The 22,842-nt window shown below is 52.6% G+C and carries 24 protein-coding genes; 13 read left to right on the top strand and 11 right to left on the bottom strand.

The annotated features are described in order from the left end of the window. Positions 1 to 41 precede the first annotated feature (41 nt). The 11 genes from BMY01_RS12155 to rpoE all read right to left on the bottom strand — a co-directional run bounded on the left by BMY01_RS12155 (position 42) and on the right by rpoE (position 10,632). Positions 42 to 902 carry an MBL fold metallo-hydrolase gene (locus tag BMY01_RS12155; RefSeq protein WP_074747628.1) on the bottom strand — a complete coding sequence of 287 codons (861 nt, stop codon included), beginning with the start codon at positions 900 to 902 and terminating at the stop codon, positions 42 to 44. Positions 903 to 1,060: 158 nt separating this feature from the next. Beyond that, entirely contained in the window at positions 1,061 to 1,789 is a 729-nt protein-coding gene (gene recO / locus BMY01_RS12150; protein WP_074747625.1) for a DNA repair protein RecO, read from the bottom strand. Positions 1,790 to 1,902: 113 nt separating this feature from the next. Next, a complete protein-coding gene (gene era, locus BMY01_RS12145; protein WP_074747622.1) occupies positions 1,903 to 2,811 on the bottom strand; it encodes a GTPase Era in 909 nt (302 codons plus the stop codon). A gap of 114 nt (positions 2,812 to 2,925) precedes the next feature. Continuing rightward, positions 2,926 to 3,618, bottom strand: coding sequence for a ribonuclease III (rnc, locus tag BMY01_RS12140; RefSeq protein WP_074747619.1), 693 nt, complete (start codon positions 3,616 to 3,618; stop codon positions 2,926 to 2,928). Between the two features lie 72 nt (positions 3,619 to 3,690). Beyond that, positions 3,691 to 4,497, bottom strand: a complete 807-nt coding sequence (gene lepB / locus BMY01_RS12135) for a signal peptidase I (protein ID WP_074747616.1) — start codon at positions 4,495 to 4,497, stop codon at positions 3,691 to 3,693. 108 nt (positions 4,498 to 4,605) lie between these two features. Further along, complete coding sequence (gene lepA / locus BMY01_RS12130; RefSeq protein WP_175463258.1) at positions 4,606 to 6,402, bottom strand: translation elongation factor 4; 1,797 nt, start codon at positions 6,400 to 6,402, stop codon at positions 4,606 to 4,608. Between the two features lie 249 nt (positions 6,403 to 6,651). Next, positions 6,652 to 6,921 (bottom strand): glutaredoxin family protein, encoded by a 270-nt coding sequence (locus BMY01_RS12125; RefSeq protein WP_074747613.1) that lies wholly within the window; start codon positions 6,919 to 6,921, stop codon positions 6,652 to 6,654. Then, positions 6,922 to 8,343 carry a DegQ family serine endoprotease gene (locus BMY01_RS12120; protein ID WP_074747610.1) on the bottom strand — a complete coding sequence of 474 codons (1,422 nt, stop codon included), beginning with the start codon at positions 8,341 to 8,343 and terminating at the stop codon, positions 6,922 to 6,924. Between the two features lie 122 nt (positions 8,344 to 8,465). Further along, complete coding sequence (locus tag BMY01_RS12115) at positions 8,466 to 9,452, bottom strand: MucB/RseB C-terminal domain-containing protein (RefSeq protein ID WP_074747607.1); 987 nt, start codon at positions 9,450 to 9,452, stop codon at positions 8,466 to 8,468. 9 nt (positions 9,453 to 9,461) lie between these two features. Next, entirely contained in the window at positions 9,462 to 10,028 is a 567-nt protein-coding gene (locus BMY01_RS12110) for a sigma-E factor negative regulatory protein (RefSeq protein ID WP_074747603.1), read from the bottom strand. A 1-nt stretch (position 10,029) separates the two neighbouring features. Continuing rightward, positions 10,030 to 10,632 carry an RNA polymerase sigma factor RpoE gene (gene rpoE, locus BMY01_RS12105; protein ID WP_011381063.1) on the bottom strand — a complete coding sequence of 201 codons (603 nt, stop codon included), beginning with the start codon at positions 10,630 to 10,632 and terminating at the stop codon, positions 10,030 to 10,032. 1,039 nt (positions 10,633 to 11,671) lie between these two features. Between rpoE and BMY01_RS12095 the strand changes: the two genes are divergently transcribed. The 13 genes from BMY01_RS12095 to BMY01_RS12035 all read left to right on the top strand — a co-directional run bounded on the left by BMY01_RS12095 (position 11,672) and on the right by BMY01_RS12035 (position 22,830). After that, positions 11,672 to 12,640 (top strand): cation diffusion facilitator family transporter, encoded by a 969-nt coding sequence (locus BMY01_RS12095; RefSeq protein ID WP_074747597.1) that lies wholly within the window; start codon positions 11,672 to 11,674, stop codon positions 12,638 to 12,640. 147 nt (positions 12,641 to 12,787) lie between these two features. Continuing rightward, on the top strand, positions 12,788 to 14,392 hold the full coding sequence (gene nadB / locus BMY01_RS12090; RefSeq protein ID WP_074747593.1) for an L-aspartate oxidase: 1,605 nt from the start codon (positions 12,788 to 12,790) through the stop codon (positions 14,390 to 14,392). A 489-nt stretch (positions 14,393 to 14,881) separates the two neighbouring features. Continuing rightward, positions 14,882 to 16,498 carry a phage tail sheath family protein gene (locus tag BMY01_RS12085; protein WP_074747590.1) on the top strand — a complete coding sequence of 539 codons (1,617 nt, stop codon included), beginning with the start codon at positions 14,882 to 14,884 and terminating at the stop codon, positions 16,496 to 16,498. Between the two features lie 66 nt (positions 16,499 to 16,564). Continuing rightward, positions 16,565 to 17,074 (top strand): phage tail protein, encoded by a 510-nt coding sequence (locus BMY01_RS12080; protein WP_074747587.1) that lies wholly within the window; start codon positions 16,565 to 16,567, stop codon positions 17,072 to 17,074. 6 nt (positions 17,075 to 17,080) lie between these two features. Continuing rightward, positions 17,081 to 18,010, top strand: coding sequence for a T4 family baseplate hub assembly chaperone (locus BMY01_RS12075; protein ID WP_074747583.1), 930 nt, complete (start codon positions 17,081 to 17,083; stop codon positions 18,008 to 18,010). Positions 18,011 to 18,558: 548 nt separating this feature from the next. Continuing rightward, positions 18,559 to 18,891 (top strand): hypothetical protein, encoded by a 333-nt coding sequence (locus BMY01_RS17485; protein WP_139176907.1) that lies wholly within the window; start codon positions 18,559 to 18,561, stop codon positions 18,889 to 18,891. 109 nt (positions 18,892 to 19,000) lie between these two features. Then, complete coding sequence (locus BMY01_RS12065; RefSeq protein WP_139176905.1) at positions 19,001 to 19,213, top strand: hypothetical protein; 213 nt, start codon at positions 19,001 to 19,003, stop codon at positions 19,211 to 19,213. Positions 19,214 to 19,299: 86 nt separating this feature from the next. After that, positions 19,300 to 20,043 (top strand): hypothetical protein, encoded by a 744-nt coding sequence (locus BMY01_RS12060; protein WP_139176903.1) that lies wholly within the window; start codon positions 19,300 to 19,302, stop codon positions 20,041 to 20,043. A 62-nt stretch (positions 20,044 to 20,105) separates the two neighbouring features. Further along, on the top strand, positions 20,106 to 20,381 hold the full coding sequence (locus BMY01_RS12055; RefSeq protein WP_074747570.1) for a hypothetical protein: 276 nt from the start codon (positions 20,106 to 20,108) through the stop codon (positions 20,379 to 20,381). An 11-nt stretch (positions 20,382 to 20,392) separates the two neighbouring features. After that, positions 20,393 to 21,592, top strand: coding sequence for a phage late control D family protein (locus BMY01_RS12050; RefSeq protein WP_074747567.1), 1,200 nt, complete (start codon positions 20,393 to 20,395; stop codon positions 21,590 to 21,592). Then, positions 21,589 to 22,101: a phage baseplate assembly protein V gene (locus BMY01_RS12045; protein WP_081353911.1), complete on the top strand. Its 513-nt coding sequence runs from the start codon at positions 21,589 to 21,591 to the stop codon at positions 22,099 to 22,101. The genes BMY01_RS12050 and BMY01_RS12045 overlap by 4 nt, the downstream gene beginning before the upstream one ends. Before the next feature lies 1 nt (position 22,102). Beyond that, the gene (locus BMY01_RS12040; RefSeq protein WP_074747564.1) at positions 22,103 to 22,435 is read left to right on the top strand and encodes a hypothetical protein; all 333 of its coding nucleotides are present in this window, start codon (positions 22,103 to 22,105) and stop codon (positions 22,433 to 22,435) included. Between the two features lie 17 nt (positions 22,436 to 22,452). After that, positions 22,453 to 22,830 (top strand): GPW/gp25 family protein, encoded by a 378-nt coding sequence (locus tag BMY01_RS12035; protein ID WP_074747561.1) that lies wholly within the window; start codon positions 22,453 to 22,455, stop codon positions 22,828 to 22,830. Positions 22,831 to 22,842 lie beyond the last annotated feature (12 nt).

Below are 22,842 nucleotides of genomic sequence, written 5' to 3'. Positions count from 1 at the left end.
GGCTGCTGCTATTTGCCCGCCTCTGACAGGTGTGTAATGGCTCAGATGACGTTCAACGGTATTTTGAGATACGAAATACCGTTGTTCTCGGGTGACGGCATGAGGCCCGCGCGCACATTCACCTGGATCGACGGCAGCAACAGCGTGGGCATTTCGAGTGTCCGATCCCGCGCTTCGCGCATTGCGACGAACTGGTCTTCGTCAATGCCGTCGCGCACGTGGACATTATTTGCACGCTGCTCTCCCACACTCGTTTCCCACCGAGGGGTCCGGCCTTGCGGGGGATAATCATGGCACATGAACAGCCGGGTATTCGCGGGATAATCCAGTATTTTCCTTATTGACCGGAATAGTCTGCGTGCATTTCCTCCCGGAAAATCGGCGCGTGCCGTGCCGATGTCCGGCATGAACAGGGTATCGCCGACAAAGATCGCTTCCTCTACCTGATAGGACAAGTCCGCCGGCGTATGGCCCGGTGTCGAGAGCGCTTTCACGTTCAGTTTCCCCACGCTGAAAACCTCGTTATCGGCAAATAAGTGGTCAAACTGTTTGCCGTCCGGCGTGAAGTCTGTTTCAAAATTGAATATTTTCCTGAAGGTTTCCTGCACGATTGGAATCTCCTTCCCGATCGCCGTCTTGCCCCCCAATCTCCCCTTAAGAAAGTGCGCCGCTGTGAGATGGTCGGCGTGCGCATGGGTCTCCAGAATCCATTCTGTCGTCAGATTCTTTTCCTCGATAAAGGCGATCAGTTTATTGGCGGAGGCAGTGCGCGTTCTGCCTGATTTGGGATCGTAGTCCAGTACTGGATCGATGATTGCACAATATCCATTCGGCTCATCGAAAACCACGTAGCTTACTGTCCAGGTCGCGCCATCAAAAAAAGCTTCGATATTCGGTTTCATTTTCTCTCTCTTCAAAGGCTTGGTTGGGATATCCGGAAGCAAGGCGATCTAAATAAAGTCTGGGGATTCTACGCTGAACACAGCGCCGCACTCTTCCCTAAGGATGGTTTACCCTCATGACGCTTGCTGACCCGCGTCTTACTCCGCAGGGACGAGCGTTACAATTGCTGAAACTCTTTCAGTAACTGGCGTGTATGCAATGGCTTATCTCCCAGATAGTGGCTGAGCAGGTGGCGCATCAGGATCCTGCTCTGCAGACGGGTCAACGGCGCTGAATAGTCTCCCTGACTCATATCCAGCAGTGTTTTTCCACTTAACTGAAGATTAAAAGGACAGCTGCCGTTGCTCGACGCAACGGGACCCCGTTCGATTTCGTAGCAGTACGTCTGGTTTGGTTTAATCGGTTTTCCCGATGAAACATCGCGATCGAGCGTCAGAGCATAACCTATCTCCTGCAGGAGACGCTGCTCGAAGCGGCGCAGTATGGGAATGTAATCGCTTGCCGTACTCAGATCGGACAAGGCCTCCTGATAGCAGGCAAATAACCGTTCGTGCGGATCATTGCGGTGCAATAGCCGTATCAAGAGTTCATTGAGATAAAATCCGCAGATCAGGGCAGTTCCCTGTAAGGGTAATTGTCCACCCTGCCATTCCGCTTTATGCAAAGTGCGTAATTCGGACTTTCCCCCCCAGCTCAGCAGGAGAGGCTGGAATGCGCGCAGCAATCCCCGTAATGCAGATGTCGGACGCTTGGCGCCTTTCGCAACCACGGCAATGCGTCCAGAATTTTGCGTGAAAACTTCCACGATAAGACTGGTTTCAAGATAAGGATAGCTATGCAACACAAAAGCGGGTTGTGCTTCCTGACGCTGTTTATCTACGCTCATGTTTTAGCGAGCTCTCGTCAGCTACCTTTGCTCGTGTGAACATCCACCCGGGGTTTGTACTCGTGGTTTTGAAGCGGAGAGAATAAGTGTGAAACTTATGGCGCACTGACGGGTTACTCATACCCGAGCGTCTTCAGCATCCGTGCATCTTCGGCCCAGCCGCTTTTGACCTTTACCCAGACCTTGAGATAAACCTTGCCGCCGAAGCTTTCTTCCATGTCCTTGCGCGCCTGGGTAGCGATCAGCTTCAATTTTTCTCCGTCCTTGCCGATGACAATCGCTTTCTGGCTGGATTTGTCCACGACAATGGAAGCGTGAATCCTGCGCAGCTCATCTTCCATCACAAACTGGTCAATGATGACGCTGGTGGAATAAGGAATCTCTTCTCCCAACAGCCGGAATAATTTTTCGCGAACCAGTTCCGCGGCTATGAAGCGTTCATCCCGGTCGGTTACTTCATCTTCCAGGAATAGTGGTGGATTTTGCGGCAGGTGCGGTCGTATCGCAGCTATCAATTCGAACAACTGCCCTCCATTCTCGGCACTTATCGGCACCATGGCTGCGAAATCAAATTCCTTTGACATTTTTTTGAGGAAGGGAAGCAGTTGGGACTTATCCGGCAGGCGGTCTATCTTGTTGAGGGCAAGAACCACAGGCTTGTTCTTTGGCAGGAGTTTCACCACCAGTTTGTCGCGATCGTCAAAGCGCATCGCTTCAATCACCAGTATCACGACATCCACATCCCGCAGCGTCTGGGTAACCAGACGGTTCATTCCACTGTTCAAACGGCTTGTATGCCGCGTCTGGAAGCCCGGGGTGTCGACAAAAACAAACTGGGAGCATGCATCAGTGAGAATCCCGTGTATGCGATGCCGTGTCGTCTGGGATTTTTTTGATGTAATACTGATCTTTTGGCCGACCAACCTGTTCAACAGGGTGGATTTTCCTACGTTGGGACGGCCAACAATGGCAATATACCCGCTGCGATAAACAGGGTCTGCAAGGGAAGCTTCAGTGTTCATCAGAAAAGGTTTTGCGTCATATACATCCGGGTAAATCCCTCGCAGCCTTGCTGTTGGAATATTTTGGCTCTGACAGGAAGCGCTTCACAGTCCAGGAAAGCACGAAAGGCAGTTCTAATGCGACTGGAGTTGCTCATAAGCTTGCCGGGCCGCGTGCTGTTCCGCACTGCGACGGCTCGTGCCTTCGCCCAGGGTGCGGATTTCAGGCCGGGAAATCACGCATTCCACCTGAAACTGCTGCTGGTGAGCTTCGCCTCGGGTAGCAACGACAGCATACCGGGGCAGCGCCAGCTTACGGCTCTGGAGATATTCCTGCAAAAGGGTTTTGGGATCCTTGCCGAAGGCATGGGTGTTCAGCTCCCCCAGGGAGGGAATGAAAAGATTTTCAACTGTCTTCTCGGCCTGCTCAAAACCCGCGTCGAGATATATGGCGCCAATCACAGCTTCCAGCGCATCCGCAAGAATCGAAGGCCGCTTGTCTCCTCCACTTTTGAGCTCACCTTCGCCAAATCGGATAAGCTTTCCCAGCTCAAGCGTTTGCGCCAGTTCGGCCAGCATCTTCTGGTTTACGAGGTTCGCCCGTATTCGGGACAAACTACCTTCGCTGAGATCAGGAAAATGATGGAATATCAATCCGGCGACGGCGCAGTTGAGGACGGCGTCACCCAGAAATTCAAGCCGTTCGTTGTGAGGTATGCTGTGGCTGCGGTGCGTCAGCGCTTGCCGCAGCAGTTCGGGCCGATGGAAGGTATGACCGAGTTTCCGACACAGTGCTGCACTCTCCGTATTCCGGTAAGCTGTCCCCAATTTTGCGCGCCCCTCTGACCAATTGTGGCGAGCTGATCCGCCACATGCTCAAGGTCCTGATTGCCGCCCGAATTACTTGATCGATAATCCGATGCGTTTCAGGTCGCTGAAATTCCACCAGATCATGAAAGCCTTGCCGACAATGTTCTGGTCAGGTACGAATCCCCAATAACGACTGTCACTGCTGCTGTCCCGGTTGTCTCCCATTGCAAAGTAGTTGCCGGGAGGAACCTTGCAGGTAAATCCACGATCGTTATAGCTGCAATTTTCATGATGAGGGAAGGGGAGCACACCCCCTAGCTGGATACTATGCTCCTCCTGGGGATTGATAAGGACATTATAGCGGTGATTTCCGAGTGACTCCGTGTAGCTGCGGCTGTAAACGAATTTCAGGCCTGATTCCACATAGGTATATTCCCCGTTCGGCTCCATCCTCACCGGTACGTTGTTGACGCTCAGTTGCTTGTCGCGATAGGTGATGATATCTCCCGGTACCCCCACGATACGCTTGATGTAATCCATGGAGGGATCCACCGGGTAGCGGAAAACCATGACCTCCCCACGCTGAGGGGGGTTTATATCCATTAACTTGACGTTGGCCACCGGCAACCGGATACCGTAAGTATATTTATTGACGAGAATGAAGTCTCCTACCAGCAGAGTCGGAATCATCGAGCCCGAGGGGATTTTGAAAGGCTCAACCAGGAAAGAACGCAGGCAGAACACGACAAGAATCACCGGGAAAAAGCTTTTCGGATACTCCACCCACCATGGCCCCTGGTCTCCCGGCGCGCGGTGTCGTTGCAGCACGGTACGATCAAGCAGGGCGATACTGCCGGTGATTAACAGCAATATCAGCATAATGAGCGGAAAGTTCATTCTTGTTCCTTATTCCCTTCGGGTGAACAGTCCATTGCTCGCCCGGAAACGGGATTTTCCCGGTGAGCATGTGCCCCTTGTTGAAGGCGATCCATCGTATTGTTTGAACTACTTTTCTCCAACCTGCAGAATGGCGAGAAACGCTTCCTGCGGAATTTCGACATTGCCGACTTGCTTCATGCGTTTTTTACCGGCCTTCTGTTTTTCCAGAAGCTTGCGTTTACGCGTGATATCGCCGCCATAGCATTTGGCCAGCACATTCTTGCGTAAAGCCTTGATACTTTCCCTGGCGATAATGTGCGAGCCTATGGCGGCTTGAACAGCGATGTCGAACATCTGCCGGGGAATCAGTTCACGCATCTTCTGCGCGAGTTCCCGTCCGCGGTACTGGCTGCTCGCACGGTGCACAATCAGCGACAAGGCGTCCACACGCTCGCCATTGATGAGGATATCCAGCTTGACGAGATCGGAAGCCCTGAACTCCTTGAATTCATAATCAAGTGAAGCGTAACCGCGGCTGGTCGATTTTAACCTGTCGAAGAAATCCATGACGACTTCATTGAGCGGGATTTCATAGGTCAGCATGACCTGCCTGCCCATATATTGCATATTCTTCTGGATTCCCCGCTTGCTGATGCAAAGCGTAATGACCGATCCGACATATTCCTGCGGGACGAGGATGGTTGCTGTAATGATCGGCTCCCGAATCTGCTCTATTTTTGAGAGATCAGGCAATCTGGAGGGGTTTTCGATTTCAATGACTGATCCATCGCGCAGCACCACCTGATACACCACCGTGGGCGCGGTGGTGATGAGGTTCATGTCGTATTCCCGCTCCAGTCTTTCCTGTACGATGTCGAGATGAAGGAGCCCGAGAAAGCCGCAGCGAAAACCGAATCCCAGCGCCTGCGACGTTTCCGGCTCGTATTGCAATGAAGAATCATTGAGTTTCAACTTCTCCAGTGCATCGCGCAGGGCGTCGTACTGGTTGGATTCCACGGGGTAGAGTCCGGCGAACACCTGCGGTTTGATCTCCTTGAAGCCGAGCAGCGGTTGGGGGGCGGGGCGGTCAACGAGTGTTACCGTATCGCCGACCTTGGCAGACTTCAACTCCTTGATTCCGGAAATAATGAAGCCCACTTCACCGGCGCTCAGAGATTCGCGATTTCTGGATTTGGGCGTAAATACGCCTACCTGTTCACACAAGTGGGTAGTTTTACTGGCCATCAGCAATATTCTGTCCTTAGGCTTCAATACCCCATCCATTACCCGCACCAGCATTACCACGCCTACATAGTTGTCGAACCAGGAATCGATGATAAGGGCTTTGAGGGGTGCTTCCGGATTCCCTTTCGGCGGGGGAATACGCGAAATGACCGCTTCCAGGATATCCTCCACACCGACACCGGTTTTTGCACTTGCCCGCACGGCATCCTGTGCTTCTATGCCGATGATATCTTCAATTTCCTTGATGACGCGTTCCGGTTCGGCAGCGGGCAGATCGATCTTGTTCAGGACCGGTATGACTTCCACACCCTGTTCGATTGCGGTGTAGCAATTTGCAACGGTTTGGGCTTCCACGCCCTGGGAAGCATCAACTACCAGAAGGGCTCCCTCGCAGGCTGCGAGGGAGCGCGATACTTCATAGGAGAAGTCGACGTGGCCTGGCGTATCGATCAGATTCAGGAGATAGCTGCTGCCGTCACGGGACTTGTATTCCAGAGCCGCCGTCTGCGCCTTGATGGTGATTCCGCGCTCGCGCTCCAGTTCCATCGAGTCCAGCACCTGTTCTTCCATTTCCCGGTCGGATAACCCCCCGCATAAATGGATGATGCGGTCTGCGAGCGTGGACTTGCCGTGATCGATATGGGCGATGATGGAAAAGTTGCGGATGTGCTGCATCAGGGATCAGGATAGCAAGGGAAGAGGGTGATAACAGGACGATGCCGGAATTCACCGGCAATCAAAAAAGGGCACATGGTGTGCCCTCTCATGGCGTGGCCCTCTGGTCGCACGTATATCCGGTCCCTGCAAATTCTTGTTCAAGACGGACATTTTAGCGAATTTTGAGGAAATAAGCACCTGCCGAGTCGCCTCCTTCCCTGATGATAAGGGGAAGGAGGCGCTCACCGCTTTCACAAAAGAACAGGAGTGCTATTTTTCGATTCGTTGAAATATCCGGCCAAACGCATTCAGGTCGAGATGATAGTGGCAAATTTCCCTGTCCCCGGCCATCAACACCGGAACGCGTTGCCCATAGCGCGATTGCAGATCGCTGTCGCTATCCACATCCACGACTTCGAGCTGAAAAGGATAGCTTGCCTTCAATTCCTGCAGGGCCGCGAGCATGTCCTGGCAGAGGTGGCAGTGCTCCCGGCCATAGACTGTCAACAAGACAGGGAGATCAGGATCGGGAGCAGCCATTTATCTGTGTTCACCATTCATCTTCATGGTGATGAAGGTGGCTGTATCACCGCGCTTGACCAGCAGGGCGATATTGCGTCCTTTCTCGACCTTGTTGAGTAACTGGTTGAATTGATCAACCGTTTTGACATCCTGATTATTGATGCTCAGAATGACATCGCCCGGTCTGACTCCCGCGCGGCTTGCGATACCGGGCACCATATCCTCGACCAGAAGTCCGCTTTCAGTTTCCAGTTCCTTCTTCTGATCCGGAGTCAACTCGATCAGGCTCAAACCGATGCGATTCGCTGTATCCGGCATCTTGCCCCGCTTTCCAGAACGCGCTGCTGGTTTTTCATCCTCCGGAAGCTCATCCACTGTAATCGTGAACTCCTTGGTCGACCCATTTCGCCACACCTGCATCTGCACTTTCGTGCCTGGCTTGGTCGAGCCAACTATGCGTGGCAGATCGCCCGAGGAATTCACGGTCTTGCCGTCGAACTTGAGAATGACATCCCGTGCTTGAATACCTGCCTTGTCTGCCGGGCCGCCTTTCTGGACAGAAGCTACCAGCGCGCCGGCTGGCTTGGGTAAACCGAACGATTCCGCCAGTTCCTTTGTGATTTCCTGAATCAGCACGCCGATTCTGCCTCGGCTTACCTTGCCGCTCGCAATCAGCTGATTCGATATGTCCCGGGCAACATCGATGGGAATGGCGAATGACAAACCCATGAATCCGCCAGTGCGGCTGTAGATCTGGGAATTGACACCGACCACCTCACCGTTCATATTGAATAGCGGTCCGCCGGAATTCCCGGGGTTGATCGCGACATCCGTCTGGATGAAGGGCACGAAATTCTCCTGTGCCAGAGAGCGTCCTTTGGCGCTGACAATCCCGGCAGTGACGCTGTTTTCAAAGCCGAATGGTGATCCGATCGCTACCACCCATTCTCCCACCTTCATGTTATTGGGATCACCCTGGGTGACTTTCGGCAGTCCGGTAGCATCGATCTTGAGGAGAGCGATGTCCGTCTTGCGATCCGCGCCGATGAGCTTTGCCCGGAACTCCCGCTTGTCTGTAAGCTTCACATTGATTTCATCGGCTCCATCCACCAGATGGGTATTTGTCAGAATATAGCCATCCGAACTGATAATAAAGCCGGAGCCTACCGATCTGGCTTCGAAATCTCGTGGCATTCCTCCATGCGGCTGCATGTGTCTCCGGAAAAACTCGAAAAACGGATCATCCTCGGGTATGTTCGGTATTCCCGGAAAAGCACGTTCCGTGGTTGAGTTGCTTGACTGAACAGTGCTGATATTTACGACCGAGGGTCCTTCTCTTTCGACCAACCCGGTAAAATCCGGCAATTCGCGTGCTGGCGCCTGCGCAAACGCGCTCGTGGATAATCCAAGCAGCACCACCAGTAAAAATTTAGCAATCATACTTTTTCTTCCATGGAGTAAAAACGGGTGAACCCTTCATCCATCTGCCCAAAATAATGGGATAGTAGTACCTAGTACCAGAACCGCATTCAATCCGAGCCGCGACCGGACTGTCTTGATGACTAACGACTGGTAACAGAATTGCCGATTTGCATTACAGTGGCCGGCGGTACTTCGCCTATGGCAGTTATCCTATTGTCGCCGAGAGTACGTGTATAGATATTGATCGCGCCGCGGCTGTGGTAGAGGCCTTCGACAGGAGAGGAAGCCTCTCCCGAACTGGGCTCGATAAATACCGAGACGGCAGCAAGACCATCCGAGAGAGCAATATGCGCAACAGGACGGGATTTACCGGAGAGATTACGTTTCATTTCCACGATCTTTTTGAATCCTGGAGGCGGATCTTTAACCTGCCAGCCAAGTTTTCCGCTCCCCTGTGTCGAGGAGACAAGATTTGTCTTGCGCCATTCGGTAGCTTGACCCGAATATTGGGATTTCAACAGATCTTTGTCTATTTCACCGCCAATTTTCAGGTCGGTGAATACAAATTGTTCCACTACCCGCCCTTTATCCATTACGGCGGCTTTCAGCAACAGGCCGGTATTGGGATCCATCCATAATTTCTGACCATAACGCTTGTCATCCCTGGGCTCCAACTCGATGACCTGGCTGGCATAATCGCTGACTCGCTCCTGCTTGCCCTTTTTGACGATATAGTTGTCGTCGAGATTGATCAGCGGCTGAGGCAGCAGGGCGGGAAAAACTTTTCGCAACCATCGTTTTTCCGTCACCACGGTCTTGTTTTCCGGAAGATAACATCTCATTTCGTCGTTGTTGCGGATAACCTCACGGGGAGGACCATCCAGCACCATGCTTTTTTCCTGCTCACCTTCCTCATTCACCAGATGGATGATGCGGGATGTTTCTATCTGGCCCTCGGACGAATAGACGAATGTCCCGACATAGTTGTAATGGCGGGGCGCGGCGGCAATCTTTTGCAGCCAGTTAAGCGCCTCGGGGGATGAGGGGGATGAACTGGAGGGATTCTGCGCGAATGCGGATTGAACGATAACTGTCAGCAACAGGGAAGACAGTGAAACCTGTGTCATCTGTGAACGTTATCGCGCGCTTTCCGCTGCTGTACGCATGAAAGGAATTGCTCCGTGCATGGTGGTGCTAGGCGAGAATTGCTGATGCGCCAGGAGATAGTCGTTGATTTGCGCAGATTCGGATGCAGCGATGGATGCTTTGGCAGGAATTGCAGGATAAGTGGCAACGGGCGCTATAGTAGTGGCTGCAGAAGTCGAGGGTGCCGTCCTGTTGGCGGCCAGATTCTGCCTCAGAAGATCCGACTCTTGCGTCGTCTGCAGAATTATCCACCCACCCACCATCGCTGCCGCGATGGAGGCCGCAGCGGCATAGGCTCCTGGTCTGCGCTTCGGTGCCAGATAAGGCAATGTTGCGCTTGATGCCGTGAATACTGTAGGTTCCGCTACCAGTCTTGCGTTAACTCGTCGCGTAATATCGAGTGGTTTGACCTCCGACTGACCCAACGCATCGCTGATCAGGTGGTAAGCAACCCAGTGTTCCCGTAATTCCTCCGCGTTCTTGAATTGCTCCATCACTGCCGACGCATCGTCCGCGTCCAGTTCACCATCCATCAATGCCGATATTTTTTCTTGCATATTACCACCTCTTATCTTTACCCGTCCCCAGCAAGGGGCGCAGTTTTTCCGCTATTGCTTCCCGTGCACGAAATATTCGCGAACGGACCGTGCCGATAGGACAATTCATGATCGCTGCGATTTCCTCGTAGCTCAGTCCCTCAATTTCTCTCAATGTAATTGCCGTTCGCAGTTCTTCAGGCAATTCTTCCAACGTTTGGTTCACCGTTTGAGCGATTTGTTTGCTTGTCAGCTCGCTCTCGGGCGTATTCATTTCGCGCAGTTGGCTCGCTTCTTCAAAACCTTCGGCCTCTTCGCTATCGAATCCTGTCGTGGTGGTGGGCGCCCGCCGTCCTTGAGCCACCAGAAAATTCTTGGCAGTATTGATGCCGATCCTGTACAACCAGGTATAAAACGCACTGTCTCCACGGAAAGACGGTAGCGCGCGGTAAGCCTTAATGAAGGCTTCCTGGGTCACATCCTCTACTTCTGACGGATCCCTGATGAATTGCGAAAGGAGACGGGCAAGCTTGCGCTGGTACTTGATCACCAGAAGATCGAAGGCCTGCTTGTCGCCGTGTTGCGCACGTTCCACCAGTTGCTGATCGATTTCCCGGTCACCCATGCCACCTAATTCCTGAATTGACGAATCTCTTACTTGTAACTGCTTCCTTATAAGGCAGCTCAGCCAAGTATACCCGTTCAGGAGCCCATCGGGAATTACGCACCGGTCTATCGTCCGTGGTCTGAGTGAACAGACACACGTAGTATAAATTAGTTCAGTTGAAAACGTGGTTATTCCAGCAGATGGAGTACATGTCAGATTCAAGGTTTGTTAGCACTTGTTTCATGCTCGCGACGACGAAGACGATTTTATATTCGGACGAGGCGTGCGTCCCGCACAGAGCAAGCCTCTGTAAGCGGCAATAACCATGGACTGGATAAAATCATCCATCCCCTCCCTTCGGAGGGCGCACGAAAAAACGTGAATGCTGCGTTACAAAGCTCGAGCAGGTTCACTATGGCCTTCGCTTAGGCCTTACTGAGGTTTTTTCCGTGCAGCAACGCGGGTCGCGAAACAAGTGCTAACAGACTTCGTTTGTTTTTATGCTGCCATCTTGCGGCAGTGCTCCGCACACTGGCGGCAAGCTTGCACACACTCTTCCATTCCATCCAGCTGTTCGCAACTTTTAGCACAAGCGTCGCAAATTTCGGCACAGACGCCACAGACCTTGGGGCTGAATCTGGATCCGCTGAGCATGAAATTCAGCGACGTCTGGCAAATTTCCGCACAATTCATCATCAATCGGAGGTGATCGGCCTCAACATGTTTGCCGCCTGATTCGAGGCAATGGTTCATGGCCATTTGCAAGCAGGTGCGATAACAATGGTTACATGCATCGATACAGGCTTGCAGATTCTGATCGGTTTCCGTGTATAAAAACATGGTCGTCTCCTTTTCCGTTTTTGGGAAATTCTTGGGGATCGATGAGCTTCCTCAAACCCGCTAGCGCCTAATGTGCGCCCCCCCCACCTCACATTCTGTACGCTAGCAGACATAAAATTCAGAGCGAGGAAAGAGACTGGCGATGGCGGAGCAGGAATAGGGATAGATTGTTGCTATCATTGTTCGGATTACGTGTCTTTCATCCAGATTGAGGCGGATGGGAAGTCATTACAATCGCGCACACGGTTTTTCCAGCATGCCATCTCATATCGGCCACCCTGAACACCACAACCATTCTCCCGTACGTGATCATGGACGTGCGTTCGTTATTGCCATCGCCTTAAACGTCGGCTTTGTCGTAGTTGAATTCGGTTACGGCTTTGCCGCCAACTCAACGGCACTCATGGCGGATGCAGGGCATAATTTATCGGATGTACTCGGGCTTGCGTTAGCCTGGGGCGCGGCGATTCTGAGTCGCAAGGCTCCGAGCGAACGTTATACCTATGGTTTGCGCAGCACTTCGATACTCGCCGCGCTGGCAAACGCTGTCCTGCTCCTGGTGGCGTGCGGGGCAATCGCCTGGGAAGCTCTTCAGCGGTTTTCACAACCGCCGCTGGTAGCCGGCCTCATCGTTGCTTCCGTCGCGACCGCTGGTCTTATGATCAACGGTTTGTCTGCTTGGCTGTTTTTGAAGGGGAGCAAGGAGGACGTGAATATTCGCGGCGCTTTCCTGCACATGGCGACAGATGCCGGGGTTTCGGCGGGCGTGCTGGTATCGGGGGTGGCGATCCTTTTTACGCAATGGTATTGGCTCGACCCGGTGATCAGCCTGATGGTCGTTACCATCATTATGTTCAATACATGGGGTCTTCTGCGCGACTCGGTTCAACTTGCGCTGAGCGCCGTGCCCCCGCATATCGACATTGCCGCGATCGAAGCTTTTCTGCGCAACCAGCCGGGTGTAACGGACGTACATGACCTGCATATATGGGGCTTGAGTACGACCGAGAGCGCGCTCACTGTCCACCTCGTCATGCCAAACGGTTACCCCGGCGATGCTTTCATGGACAATATCAGGAACAACCTTGAATCGCACTACGCAATCCACCACAGTACCCTGGAGATCGAACAGGGAACCATCAGTCATTATTGCCCGGTATCGACGGAGTCGATTGATCTTCGTTGATTGGAGTTAGAATCGCCCAGCGTCCACGGAAAGAATGAAGCGAGGCGAAAGATCAATCGCCTCTGATCCTATCGACTTTGCTGCCGTAAAAGCATCCGTCAGGTCTGTTATCATTCCCTGCTCACAAGAACAAAATAACGACGACCAGTGCCACAGCTTACTTTCGATACTCTGATAATTGGCAGCGGCCTGGCCGGGCTCACCCTCGCGCTCAATCTGGCGCAAAACAGGAAAGTGGGCCTCATCACCAAGCGTGCCTTGCTCGATGGGGCAAGCGGGTGGGCGCAGGGAGGAATCGCCGCAACATTATCGGAAGAAGATTCGCCCGAAGCTCACATTCACGATACGCTTGTCGCAGGCGCGGGTCTTTGCAATGAAGAAGTGACGCGATATGTGGTGGAAAATGGTCCTCAAGCTGTCCAATGGCTGATCGAGCAGGGGGTACCTTTCACGCGCGACGGCGGTAATGGAACCGGCTATCACCTGACGCGTGAAGGCGGTCATAGTGTTCGCCGCGTCATTCACGCAGCGGATGCGACCGGCAAGGCAGTGCAATTGACATTGATCGAAAGAGCGCATGCCCACCCGAATATCACCGTGCTCGAGTATCACGTTGCAATCGATCTCATAACAAGCGCGAAATTAGCCGGTCGTATCGAGCATCCCCACAAGAAGGGCAATCGCTGCCTGGGCGCCTATGTGCTGGACAGCAGGGAAGGGAGGGTGCGTACCATAGCGGCGAATAACACCGTGCTGGCGACAGGTGGCGCGGGCAAGGTCTATCTTTACACTACCAACCCGGATACTGCGACCGGCGATGGCATCGCCATGGGATGGCGTGCGGGTTGCCGCATAGCGAATATGGAGTTTATCCAGTTTCATCCAACCTGCCTTTATCATCCTCACGCCAAATCGTTCCTCATCACCGAAGCGGTGCGAGGCGAGGGCGGCCTGCTGAAACTGCCGGACGGGACACGTTTCATGCCCGCGCATGATGAACGTGCGGAACTTGCGCCGCGTGACATCGTTGCGCGCGCAATCGACTTCGAAATGAAGAAGCGCGGACTCGACTGTGTGTACCTGGATATCTCGCACAAGCCGGCAAACTTCCTGAAGGAGCATTTTCCGACCATTTACCAGCGTTGCCTGGAATTCGGGATCGATATCACTAAAGAACCGATACCTGTGGTGCCTGCGGCTCACTATACATGTGGCGGTGTCGTTACCGATTGGAACGGCAAGACGGATCTGGACAATCTTTATGCAATTGGCGAAACCGCGCATACTGGATTGCACGGAGCCAACCGCCTGGCAAGTAATTCGCTGCTCGAATGCCTGGTATTCGGACAGGCCGCGGCACGGGATATCATGGAGCAAACGCCGGTACCCGTAACTGAACTGCCGCAATGGGACGAAAGCCGGGTGACCAACGCTGATGAGGAAATCGTCATTTCCCATAACTGGGATGAGTTGCGGCGTTTCATGTGGAGTTACGTGGGCATTGTCCGCACCACCAAACGCCTGCAACGCGCGCAGCACCGCATCAATCTCCTGCATGAAGAGATCAATGAGTACTACGCGAATTTCCATGTCACAAACGATCTACTGGAATTGCGCAATCTCGTGGATACGGCGGACCTGATTGTGCAAAGTGCCATGCTGCGTCATGAAAGCCGCGGGCTGCACTACAGCAAGGATTATCCGGAGTTGTTGCCGGAGACGAGGGATACGGTGTTGAAGCGCGCGTACTGAATCCAGGCCTCCCAGTTCTTTCTTCCAGTTAAGTATCCTGCCATCCTATTGTTCAGCTGCAAAGCGCTGAACCGTGCTTTTCTGGACGAACTCGATCGGCAAATGCTGATTCCACAGATTGTTCTCGCCTACCAATCATCTCAGAAAAATTTTAAATTCTTTGTCTTAACGATACTTGTTTGTATCCTTTCCGAATTGAAGCAGTTGTGTCCGAGTGACAAACGACAAACGTCAAGCGAAGAGATTGAAGCGTGAAACCGCCTTGCCTTTGTAAGCTCACAGTCTCCTCGAGAGGAGCGAAGCTAAAAAAACTAATCTAAGAAATAAGTGCACAAAGAATTTATTCCGGCGGAGCTGGGACATTTAAAAATATTTTTATTTTGACTTGACATCTCGTATTCATATTCTACGATCAAATAACAACACGAACACATCTATACCACGCGAAAATCTCGCGAAGATATCCAATCCTTAGCATAGGAGGGATCCATGCCAGTAACGGTTACATATCCAGGGATTTATATAGAGGAAATTCCGAGCTCCACCCACACCATTGCAGCCGCGCCGACGAACATCGCGGTATTTATCGGCTACACACATCCATTCAAAACACCGAAGACGCAGTTTGGCAAAGCCATATTATTGTTCAGTTTCACCGATTATGAGCGAAATTTTGGAGGCTTCTTTGACAGCCCGATTTTTTCGCCGGCAAAACCAAAACCCACGGACGCTGTCGATAATTTTTTTGGAAACTTGCCGCTCGCTGTTAATCAATTCTTCCTGAATGGCGGTACGATGTGCTATGTGGTTGGTCTGGAAGCTAAGTTTGAGGGGGAACCTCTAGACCCAGGATCAGCGGATATAGGTGGAATCACCTTCACAGCGCGGGAGCTCACGGACTCCACTCACGAGATGAGGGTTGCAATAACACCGACTGGTGTCAGTCCGACTTCTCCACCCACCAGTCCTGTGTCTGCAACCGAAGCGGACATTGTAATTACCTACGGTTCCGGTACAGGTGCAATAGTTGAGGTATACCGCCAAGTCAAACTTAGCGAAATTGAAACCAGGATCGGGACTGGCACTAAGGCGGTATCCAGCCTTGTGACAGTAAAGCCCACCTCAGGCTCTCTTCCGACTTCGTATCCCCCCAAAACTGACAAGGTGCTCTCAGGCGTGACAGGGGTGCCCCCTTTGATTGCTCCTGACTTCCTGGATGTATTGGAGGACGACTCATCCTTGGACAAAGTTTCCATTTTCAACCTGATGGTGCTTCCGGGCGTGACATCGAGCACTGTTCTCAGCAGGGTGCTGGACTTCTGCGAGAGGAAGCGGGCATTCCTCATTATGGATCCCCCGCCACCCCCCGACGACGATGCGACCTTGCCTCGTGATGCATACTTTCAACTGGTGGAAAACCAAATTGGAACCAAGGCTCCTCTTGCCCCTAATACAGCCATATATTTTCCATACATAAAATCGAATAATCCGCAAACAGGCGAGCCAATTGAACTGCCTCCCGCCGGCACAGTCGCCGGGATTTTTGCTCGGACGGATCTCAACCGAGGCGTATGGAAGGCCCCAGCTGGGCTGGAAACAACTATCCTCGGAACAACGGGTGTTGTTCCAGCGGGCGAGATGAGCGACCGTCGTCAAGGTACACTTAACCAAATTGCTGTCAACTGCCTACGTTCGTTCCCGGGCGCCGGTACCGTTGTTTTTGGCGCGCGTACATCCGTCGGAGCAGACGCCAACACGTCGCAGCAGCAATGGAAGTATGTGCCCGTGCGGCGAATGACATTGTTCCTCGAACAAACGCTCTACAATAATCTTGGTTGGGTTGTCTTCGAACCCAACGACGAGCCGCTTTGGACAGCAATACGCACGTCCATTGAAGCCTTCATGCTCGGCCTGTTTCGTCAAGGTGCGTTTCAGGGTTCGAAGCCCAGCGAAGCATTTCAAGTGAAGTGTGACAACCAGACCACAACGCAGGCTGATATTGATAACGGTAAAGTCAATATTGTTGTCGCTTTTGCACCGCTGAAACCCGCTGAATTCGTCATCATCAAGATTGCTCAGCTTGCGGGGCAGACTCAGACAGCTTGAGCGGCATTTTGAGCGTTGCTTTCTTTCTGAAGCAATCACAGAGAATGTTTGGATTAGGAGAGTTTCATGGGCAAACCGTTCAGCGTCAACTCAAGTCGATACGATCCGTACAAGACATACCGCTTTCTTGTGTATTTTGGGGGGAGTACTTCTCCCGTCGCCGGGGTAAGCAAAGTGGGGGGATTAAAGCGAACAAGTGAGCCGATAGAATACAAGGAAGGCGGAAATGCAATCGTCCTAAAGGGACTCGGCCGCACCACCTATGATGCGATCACACTGGAGCGCGGAGTAACCCACGATAGCGACTTTCAGGATTGGGCGGATGCGGCCCAAGTGCTCGACAAAGGGTCGCCCAGTACCTCACTTGGCGATCTGAGGAAAGAAATGATTATTGTGTTACAGAATGAGAGGGGAGATCCTGTACTGCGATATATCGTTCACCGCTGCTGGGTATCGGAATACCAGGCATTGCCGGAATTGGACGCTGGTGCAAACTCGGTTGCATTGGAGCATATTAAGCTGGAAAACGAAGGTTGGGAGAGGGATAGGACGCTTACAGAACCGGCCGAGACATAAAAGAAGATGACTGTTGAGGCTGTGTTACGTGTAGGACCGCTGCCGATAAGCGGGCAGAAAGTCATCCTTAGGCCTTTGACTGGTGTTGAGGATCAATTGCTTCTCGAAGCAAGGGACAACAACGTTTCTCTTGTGCTTGCGTTGTTAAATCGCCTCGCCCGCTTGCAGGATCATGGCACATCGGATATCGGCACTCATGAAAGCTGGGACTGGCTGGCTACGACTGACCTGGATGTTTTAATCCTTCGTCTCCGGCAGGCGGTTTTAGGCGATAGTATAAGAGCCGATGTTTCTTGTGGAGCAGCAGGTTGTAATCAACGGATCGACATCTCGTTCGGGGTTGATGAGTACATCGCCCACCACATCCCAGTCCTGGTCCCGGAAGATGATCGCGATTGGAGCGTGGAGTCTGCGGAAGAGCCAGGCTGGTTCCGGCTTTTAGAAGGGCAGGTAAATCATAAAGCAGGGATTGAGGGGGAATCCGCCGGGAGTTCTACGCCTCAGCCGCCCCCAACACCATTGAATCACCGTTCCGGACAGAAAGATGAGGTTTTCTTTCGCATACCGACCGCCGCCGATCAGTTGGCGGTAGCAGGGCTCCCGGACCCAGCAGAGGCACTGGTTCAACGATGTGTCCGGCCAGCGTTGCTTGATGCCGGGAAGCGCCTACAGGTTGAAACGGCCATGGAATCAATGGCTCCCGCCCTTTCAAACGAACTAATTGGAGCATGCCCGGAGTGCGGGGCAGAAGCACATATCTACTTTGACGTCCGCGATTATTGCCTAAGTGAGCTAAGACAGTATGCTGCATTCATTTACGAGGACATAGATATACTCGCTCGTCGGTACCATTGGACAGAAGCAGATATCCTCGCAATGCCCAGGAACCGCCGGATGATTTACGCCGAGCTCGCTCGACAAGAAGGAGGCCAATAAACATGCAAGGCTCTGTTTCATATCTTTCTCGTCTCGTCCAAGGCGGGGACCGGGGAGGCGGACGAGGATTTCTAACACCCCCACGTATATTTTTCCGGCCTGCATTACCGGGACCAGGTCTGAGTTTCCCGGAAAATGCATCAGCTACAGATTCACCACGCACCCATGTTCCCCAGACTCCCATTGGGACATCAAACCTGACCCAGATGGAGCAATCTTTCCGCGTTACGGGTGCTGAGCCGGCAATTATGTTATCAACCCCATCCGTTGGCGGCCTGAGGCCGACAAGGCCGACAAACGCGACGAAAGATGAGCTTGTGGCAATCTCAAATAATGAGCCTGCACCAGTCGTGACGGGGATTATGAATGAAGTAAAAAAACCAGGCACGAAGCCTAGCCAAACCCTGGATTCGATAATTGGTAAGACTACGGATACTGCGCAGACAACGATGGCTCACAACAATTTGCTTATGTCAAAAGATACTGAACGAATAGGAATAGTTCGCAGCACTTCAGTTATCCCAAAACAGGAGCTGGGGAGGCGAGCGATGACTGCTATTGAGGATACTGCTGCGTTGATACAGGAGGGTGTCCAGCGAAAGCAAACATCCAGCGTAAGCTCGGCAAGCAAGGCAGCCCACCCTCATCGTATTTTGCTGACTCCCCCGGCGTCAGCCATGTCGGAAAAATCAGCACATCAGTCTGAAAAGCGCGAGCAGCGGGACTCCAATTCTTCCCCAGCTATTCACATCGGTACTCTGGAAGTGCGCATCAACCCCCCCAAACCGCCTCGGAAGGTTATCTCCAGCACGACATCTTCACCTCGCGGAGTTGTGCCGCTAGCACAGGGCTTCCGGTCTTTTGGGCTGGCGCAAGGATGAACAAAGTTGTTCCGCCTGCATCGTTTTTCCACATTCCGGCGGAAGCAGGGGTTAAAGAAATGATGAGTTGCGAATAGGTGAAAAAATGCCGGGGATATCAATTGACAGAATGTCAATGGAATTAACAGGTGTCACTGAGTCCCAGGCTCGGCGTTTGGCAATGGGAATAACGGAAGGATTAGCGGCTAGGCGTGAAAGCATTGCGCTAAGCGATGTGCCTGTCGTACGCATCAATTTAACAGCAGATGCCGCTACCAATACAGACAAGCTGATCGAGCAGGTTATCTCTGAAATTCTTCAGGAACTGAGGCGGTTGCCATGAAGAATTTTTGTGACACGCGCTCAAACAATCTTTACGGGGTGATGTAAATGCCGGGATGGTTTATTAAAGGTGCTTTGGTCTCTTTCATGCCGACATTCATCGGCTCATCGCCGAACGTGATCCTGTTTCAGTTTAATCCGGAAACTATTACGCATACCTGGACGCCTGCCCCACCTGATCCGCAGGCGAACAAGGATCCATTAGCCGTTAAAGGAATACCGGGCGAAGAATTTTCGTTTTCGCTCGCACTCAACAGTAACGATGCGATCGCTGACAGTGATGCTAATCAAGTTGCCGCGGGCCTTGCCATTGTCAGCGGTATCTATCCCCGATTGGCTGCCCTCGAGATGTTGCAATATCCGAGCAGAGCATTCGATGGTGGGCTGGTTGGCCAAGTTTCTGCCGCGGCTAATGCCGCTGGAGCTGTTACAAGCGGCGCTGCGAGGGCGGCTGCCGGGGCCGTAGGAGGTGATACGATTGCCTCGGCGGTTTCAGCCACTGTTTGTTCCGCAGCGAAAAAAGAGGTGCCGGCGTCACACGTGCCCACAGTGCTGTTTGTATGGGGACCGCAACGGATTGTACCAGTGCGAGTCACCAACCTGGCAATTACCGAGAAGCTGTACGATAGAATGCTGAATCCGACCCAAGCAGATGTGCAAATTACCCTGCGCGTTCTCACGCTTGATGAGCTTGGGAAAGTGGAGGGAGCGCTGGGATTGGTGGCACGGGTAGCTTACAAATATTCGCAGGGATTGCGGCAAACACACGCTGTAGCAAATCTCGGCGACCCCGTAGGGTCGGTTATCGGAATGCTTCCGAATTCCTTTTAATTTTCAATACCAGGATTGGATTTTGCAGTGGGATTAGTCCATTCTCGCAAAGGAAAGCAGCCATGATATTTCCGGGAAGTCGTTATGAAAAAACTGGGACAATGGTGTTGATACGATTCGACGGCACCCGCATCAACGTATTGCGAACCCCAATTCCTCGGCCTGCTTTCGTTAGAGGGTACTTTCGGCGCTCTGAGGGGCAGCGATTGGACTTGATCGCGAACCGCTTCCTCAATGACCCTAACGGGTTCTGGCGCTTGTGCGATGCAAACAATGTGATGGTGCCTGATGCCTTGGCGAAGCGCGATCTGGTCGGAATTCCGCTGGCAGGGCTCTAACGCTATACCCTATGTCGAGCAACTACCAGATTTTCTTTGATAACCAGCCGGCGGACGCAGACTTCTATACAAGTATCTCATTGCTCGAAGTCGAAGAGAATATGGATCTGCCGGGCGCAGTGGAGTTGAATGTGCCCGTAAGCCGAACTGAAGCTGGAGACTTGACTTATGTCTCTGATGATCGGCTGCGACCGATGACTAACCTCGCAGTAGTGGTAAGCGCTTCCTCCTCCGACTCCTCAAGAGTCATCGCCGATGCAGCCTCGGTGCCCTGCAGAGGTGATAGTGGAGGAACAGGCGCACAGTGTATTTTCGATGGCTACGTGCTTTCACATAAGCTTCACCTGAATACAGGAGTAACAGATAGCAAGCTCAAGGTTTGGGGGCAGGATGCTTCATGGCTGATGAACCTTACCGAAAAGGTAAAAGAATGGGTTAATGTCTCTGATATAGATGCCGCGAATTCGATCTTTGGTGATTATGGCATTATTCCTGCCGAGGAGAATTCAGACGAAGATTCACCTTCACATAACGAATTCGGGCACAGCCTGATGCAGCGCGCTACGGATATTCAGTTTCTTCGCGCCCTTGCTCGCCGCAATGGAAAATTCTGCAGAGTCGTCTGCACAGATAAACCCGGTGTTCGAACGGGTTACTTCGCATCACCCAAGCTCGACGTAAAGCCGGTCACTACTTTTTCGATTACCGATTCAGAAACGTGGAATGTGCAATCGCTCGATCTTCAGTGGGAAGTTACAGCTCCTTCAGCCGTCATTGCTCGCCAGGCACTGTTTACCGATCCTGATCCTGACGGTGCTTCTGCCGATAGTTCCGACACAGGACTGCCATTGTTAGGTGATCGCGGGCTCGCTAACTTTAGCGGCAGTCCGATGACCGTATTGCTTGCCGCGCCCGTCGACGAGGGTGATGAATTGACTTTGCGCGCGCAGTCGCTGTTACGTGAATCTGCATGGTTTGTACGATGCGAGGGAGAGGCAGATATTGCTCGGCTGGGCGTGGTGTTGCGTGCCGGCATGATTGTCGCGATCGAAGGCGTAGGTGCATTGCACTCGGGCAAATATCTCGTCTGGAGCGTGCGCCATATGATCACTCCGGATGATTACAGAATGAAATTCGTACTGGTCCGCAACGCTGTCGGTCAATCTTCGACCGGAGGAGGCGGCGGCTTGGCAGGGTTGATTGGCGCATGATAAACGATCAGCTAATCATGGATGTACTGGAGCGGCTACGGAACCGTTTTTACGGGAAATACCGTGGTTCCGTAACCGAAGTCGATAAGAACACTTTGCGCATCAAGGCGAAGGTTCCCTCAGTGCTACCGGGCGGCACGACCGGATGGTGCTCTCCATGCGTGCCATACGCAAGTAATGGTGCCGGGTTTGCTTTTATCCCGGAAGTGGGGACTGGCGTGTGGATCGAGTTCGAAGGGGGTGACGTTTCCTACCCAATCTGGACAGGTTGCTACTGGCGTGATGGTGAGCTGCCCTCGGACGCAGCCCCTGCGGTAAAGGCGATTGTGACGAAGTCCGGTCACAAGATCCTTGCCGACGACGATTCCGGCACGATCACAATCACTGACGGTAACAATAACAAAATTACTCTCGACAGTGACGGAATTACGCTTGAACGAGGCTCCAGCAAGATCAGCCTGAGCGATTCTGAGGTGAGCATTAATGAGGGTGCCCTGGAGGTTTCATGATATGGCAGCGAGGTTCTTGAATACGTCAAGTGTCCTGATGTGTCCGCATGGTGGAAAAGTGCAACTTGTGAGTGCCAATACGCGTGTCAAGGCAATGGGCGATTACATGTTGCGCACCTCCGATAAATTTACCATCACCGGCTGCTCACTAAATATTGCAGGGGTGCCACACCCATGCGTGAGGGTGCAATGGATGCAACCTGCGACAAGAAGTCAGGTACAAAGCGATTCAACCCTCACAAAGGACAATATCGGCTTATGTGTCGCAGCCGATCAAGCCGTGCAGGGTACCGTAACCATTTCGTTTGCGCAACTTCGCGTTACCGGAGTTTAAAGGAAGAGGAAGAGCCCATGATCAGGCATGACTATGCATTTCCTTTCCGTATTGACCCTGTATCCGGGCAGGCTGCCCAAGCTTCGTACGGAGCCCACGTAGGCCAGATGATCCGCCAGATACTGCTCACCTCTCCAGGTGAGCGAGTTAATCTCCCCGAATTTGGTTGCGGGCTTCGGCAGTTGCTTTTTGCCCCCAACTCAGACGGACTGCAAGCAACGACACAGCTACTTGTCCGGGGAGCATTGGACCGATGGCTTGCAGGCCAGATTACCGTAGTTAACGTTCAGGTCTCTCCAGGCGAGGGCGGGGACTACTCTCAGATTCTGGTAACGATTGAATATGTCTTGATTGAGACTCAATCCAAACAAGTAACTGAGATTATCGTGAGCTGACAACCGCATCTT

The sequence above is a fragment of the Nitrosospira multiformis genome (assembly GCF_900110185.1).
GTDB classification, from domain to species: Bacteria; Pseudomonadota; Gammaproteobacteria; order Burkholderiales; family Nitrosomonadaceae; genus Nitrosospira; species Nitrosospira multiformis_A.
The sequence above is the reverse complement of the archived record's forward strand: the minus strand, read 5'-3'. Positions and strand labels throughout refer to the sequence as shown.

Bases quoted from the DNA above. Each gene is read 5' to 3' on its own strand.
- BMY01_RS12155 (WP_074747628.1), bottom strand. From the start codon at position 902: ATGAAACCGAATATCGAAGCTTTTTTTGATGGCGCGACCTGGACAGTA.
- recO (WP_074747625.1), bottom strand. From the start codon at position 1,789: ATGAGCGTAGATAAACAGCGTCAGGAAGCACAACCCGCTTTTGTGTTG.
- era (WP_074747622.1), bottom strand. From the start codon at position 2,811: ATGAACACTGAAGCTTCCCTTGCAGACCCTGTTTATCGCAGCGGGTAT.
- lepB (WP_074747616.1), bottom strand. From the start codon at position 4,497: ATGAACTTTCCGCTCATTATGCTGATATTGCTGTTAATCACCGGCAGT.
- BMY01_RS12125 (WP_074747613.1), bottom strand. From the start codon at position 6,921: ATGGCTGCTCCCGATCCTGATCTCCCTGTCTTGTTGACAGTCTATGGC.
- BMY01_RS12120 (WP_074747610.1), bottom strand. From the start codon at position 8,343: ATGATTGCTAAATTTTTACTGGTGGTGCTGCTTGGATTATCCACGAGC.
- BMY01_RS12115 (WP_074747607.1), bottom strand. From the start codon at position 9,452: ATGACACAGGTTTCACTGTCTTCCCTGTTGCTGACAGTTATCGTTCAA.
- BMY01_RS12110 (WP_074747603.1), bottom strand. From the start codon at position 10,028: ATGCAAGAAAAAATATCGGCATTGATGGATGGTGAACTGGACGCGGAC.
- rpoE (WP_011381063.1), bottom strand. From the start codon at position 10,632: ATGGGTGACCGGGAAATCGATCAGCAACTGGTGGAACGTGCGCAACAC.
- BMY01_RS12095 (WP_074747597.1), top strand. From the start codon at position 11,672: ATGGGAAGTCATTACAATCGCGCACACGGTTTTTCCAGCATGCCATCT.
- BMY01_RS12085 (WP_074747590.1), top strand. From the start codon at position 14,882: ATGCCAGTAACGGTTACATATCCAGGGATTTATATAGAGGAAATTCCG.
- BMY01_RS12080 (WP_074747587.1), top strand. From the start codon at position 16,565: ATGGGCAAACCGTTCAGCGTCAACTCAAGTCGATACGATCCGTACAAG.
- BMY01_RS12075 (WP_074747583.1), top strand. From the start codon at position 17,081: ATGACTGTTGAGGCTGTGTTACGTGTAGGACCGCTGCCGATAAGCGGG.
- BMY01_RS17485 (WP_139176907.1), top strand. From the start codon at position 18,559: ATGACTGCTATTGAGGATACTGCTGCGTTGATACAGGAGGGTGTCCAG.
- BMY01_RS12065 (WP_139176905.1), top strand. From the start codon at position 19,001: ATGTCAATGGAATTAACAGGTGTCACTGAGTCCCAGGCTCGGCGTTTG.
- BMY01_RS12060 (WP_139176903.1), top strand. From the start codon at position 19,300: ATGCCGACATTCATCGGCTCATCGCCGAACGTGATCCTGTTTCAGTTT.
- BMY01_RS12055 (WP_074747570.1), top strand. From the start codon at position 20,106: ATGATATTTCCGGGAAGTCGTTATGAAAAAACTGGGACAATGGTGTTG.
- BMY01_RS12050 (WP_074747567.1), top strand. From the start codon at position 20,393: ATGTCGAGCAACTACCAGATTTTCTTTGATAACCAGCCGGCGGACGCA.
- BMY01_RS12045 (WP_081353911.1), top strand. From the start codon at position 21,589: ATGATAAACGATCAGCTAATCATGGATGTACTGGAGCGGCTACGGAAC.
- BMY01_RS12040 (WP_074747564.1), top strand. From the start codon at position 22,103: ATGGCAGCGAGGTTCTTGAATACGTCAAGTGTCCTGATGTGTCCGCAT.
- BMY01_RS12035 (WP_074747561.1), top strand. From the start codon at position 22,453: ATGATCAGGCATGACTATGCATTTCCTTTCCGTATTGACCCTGTATCC.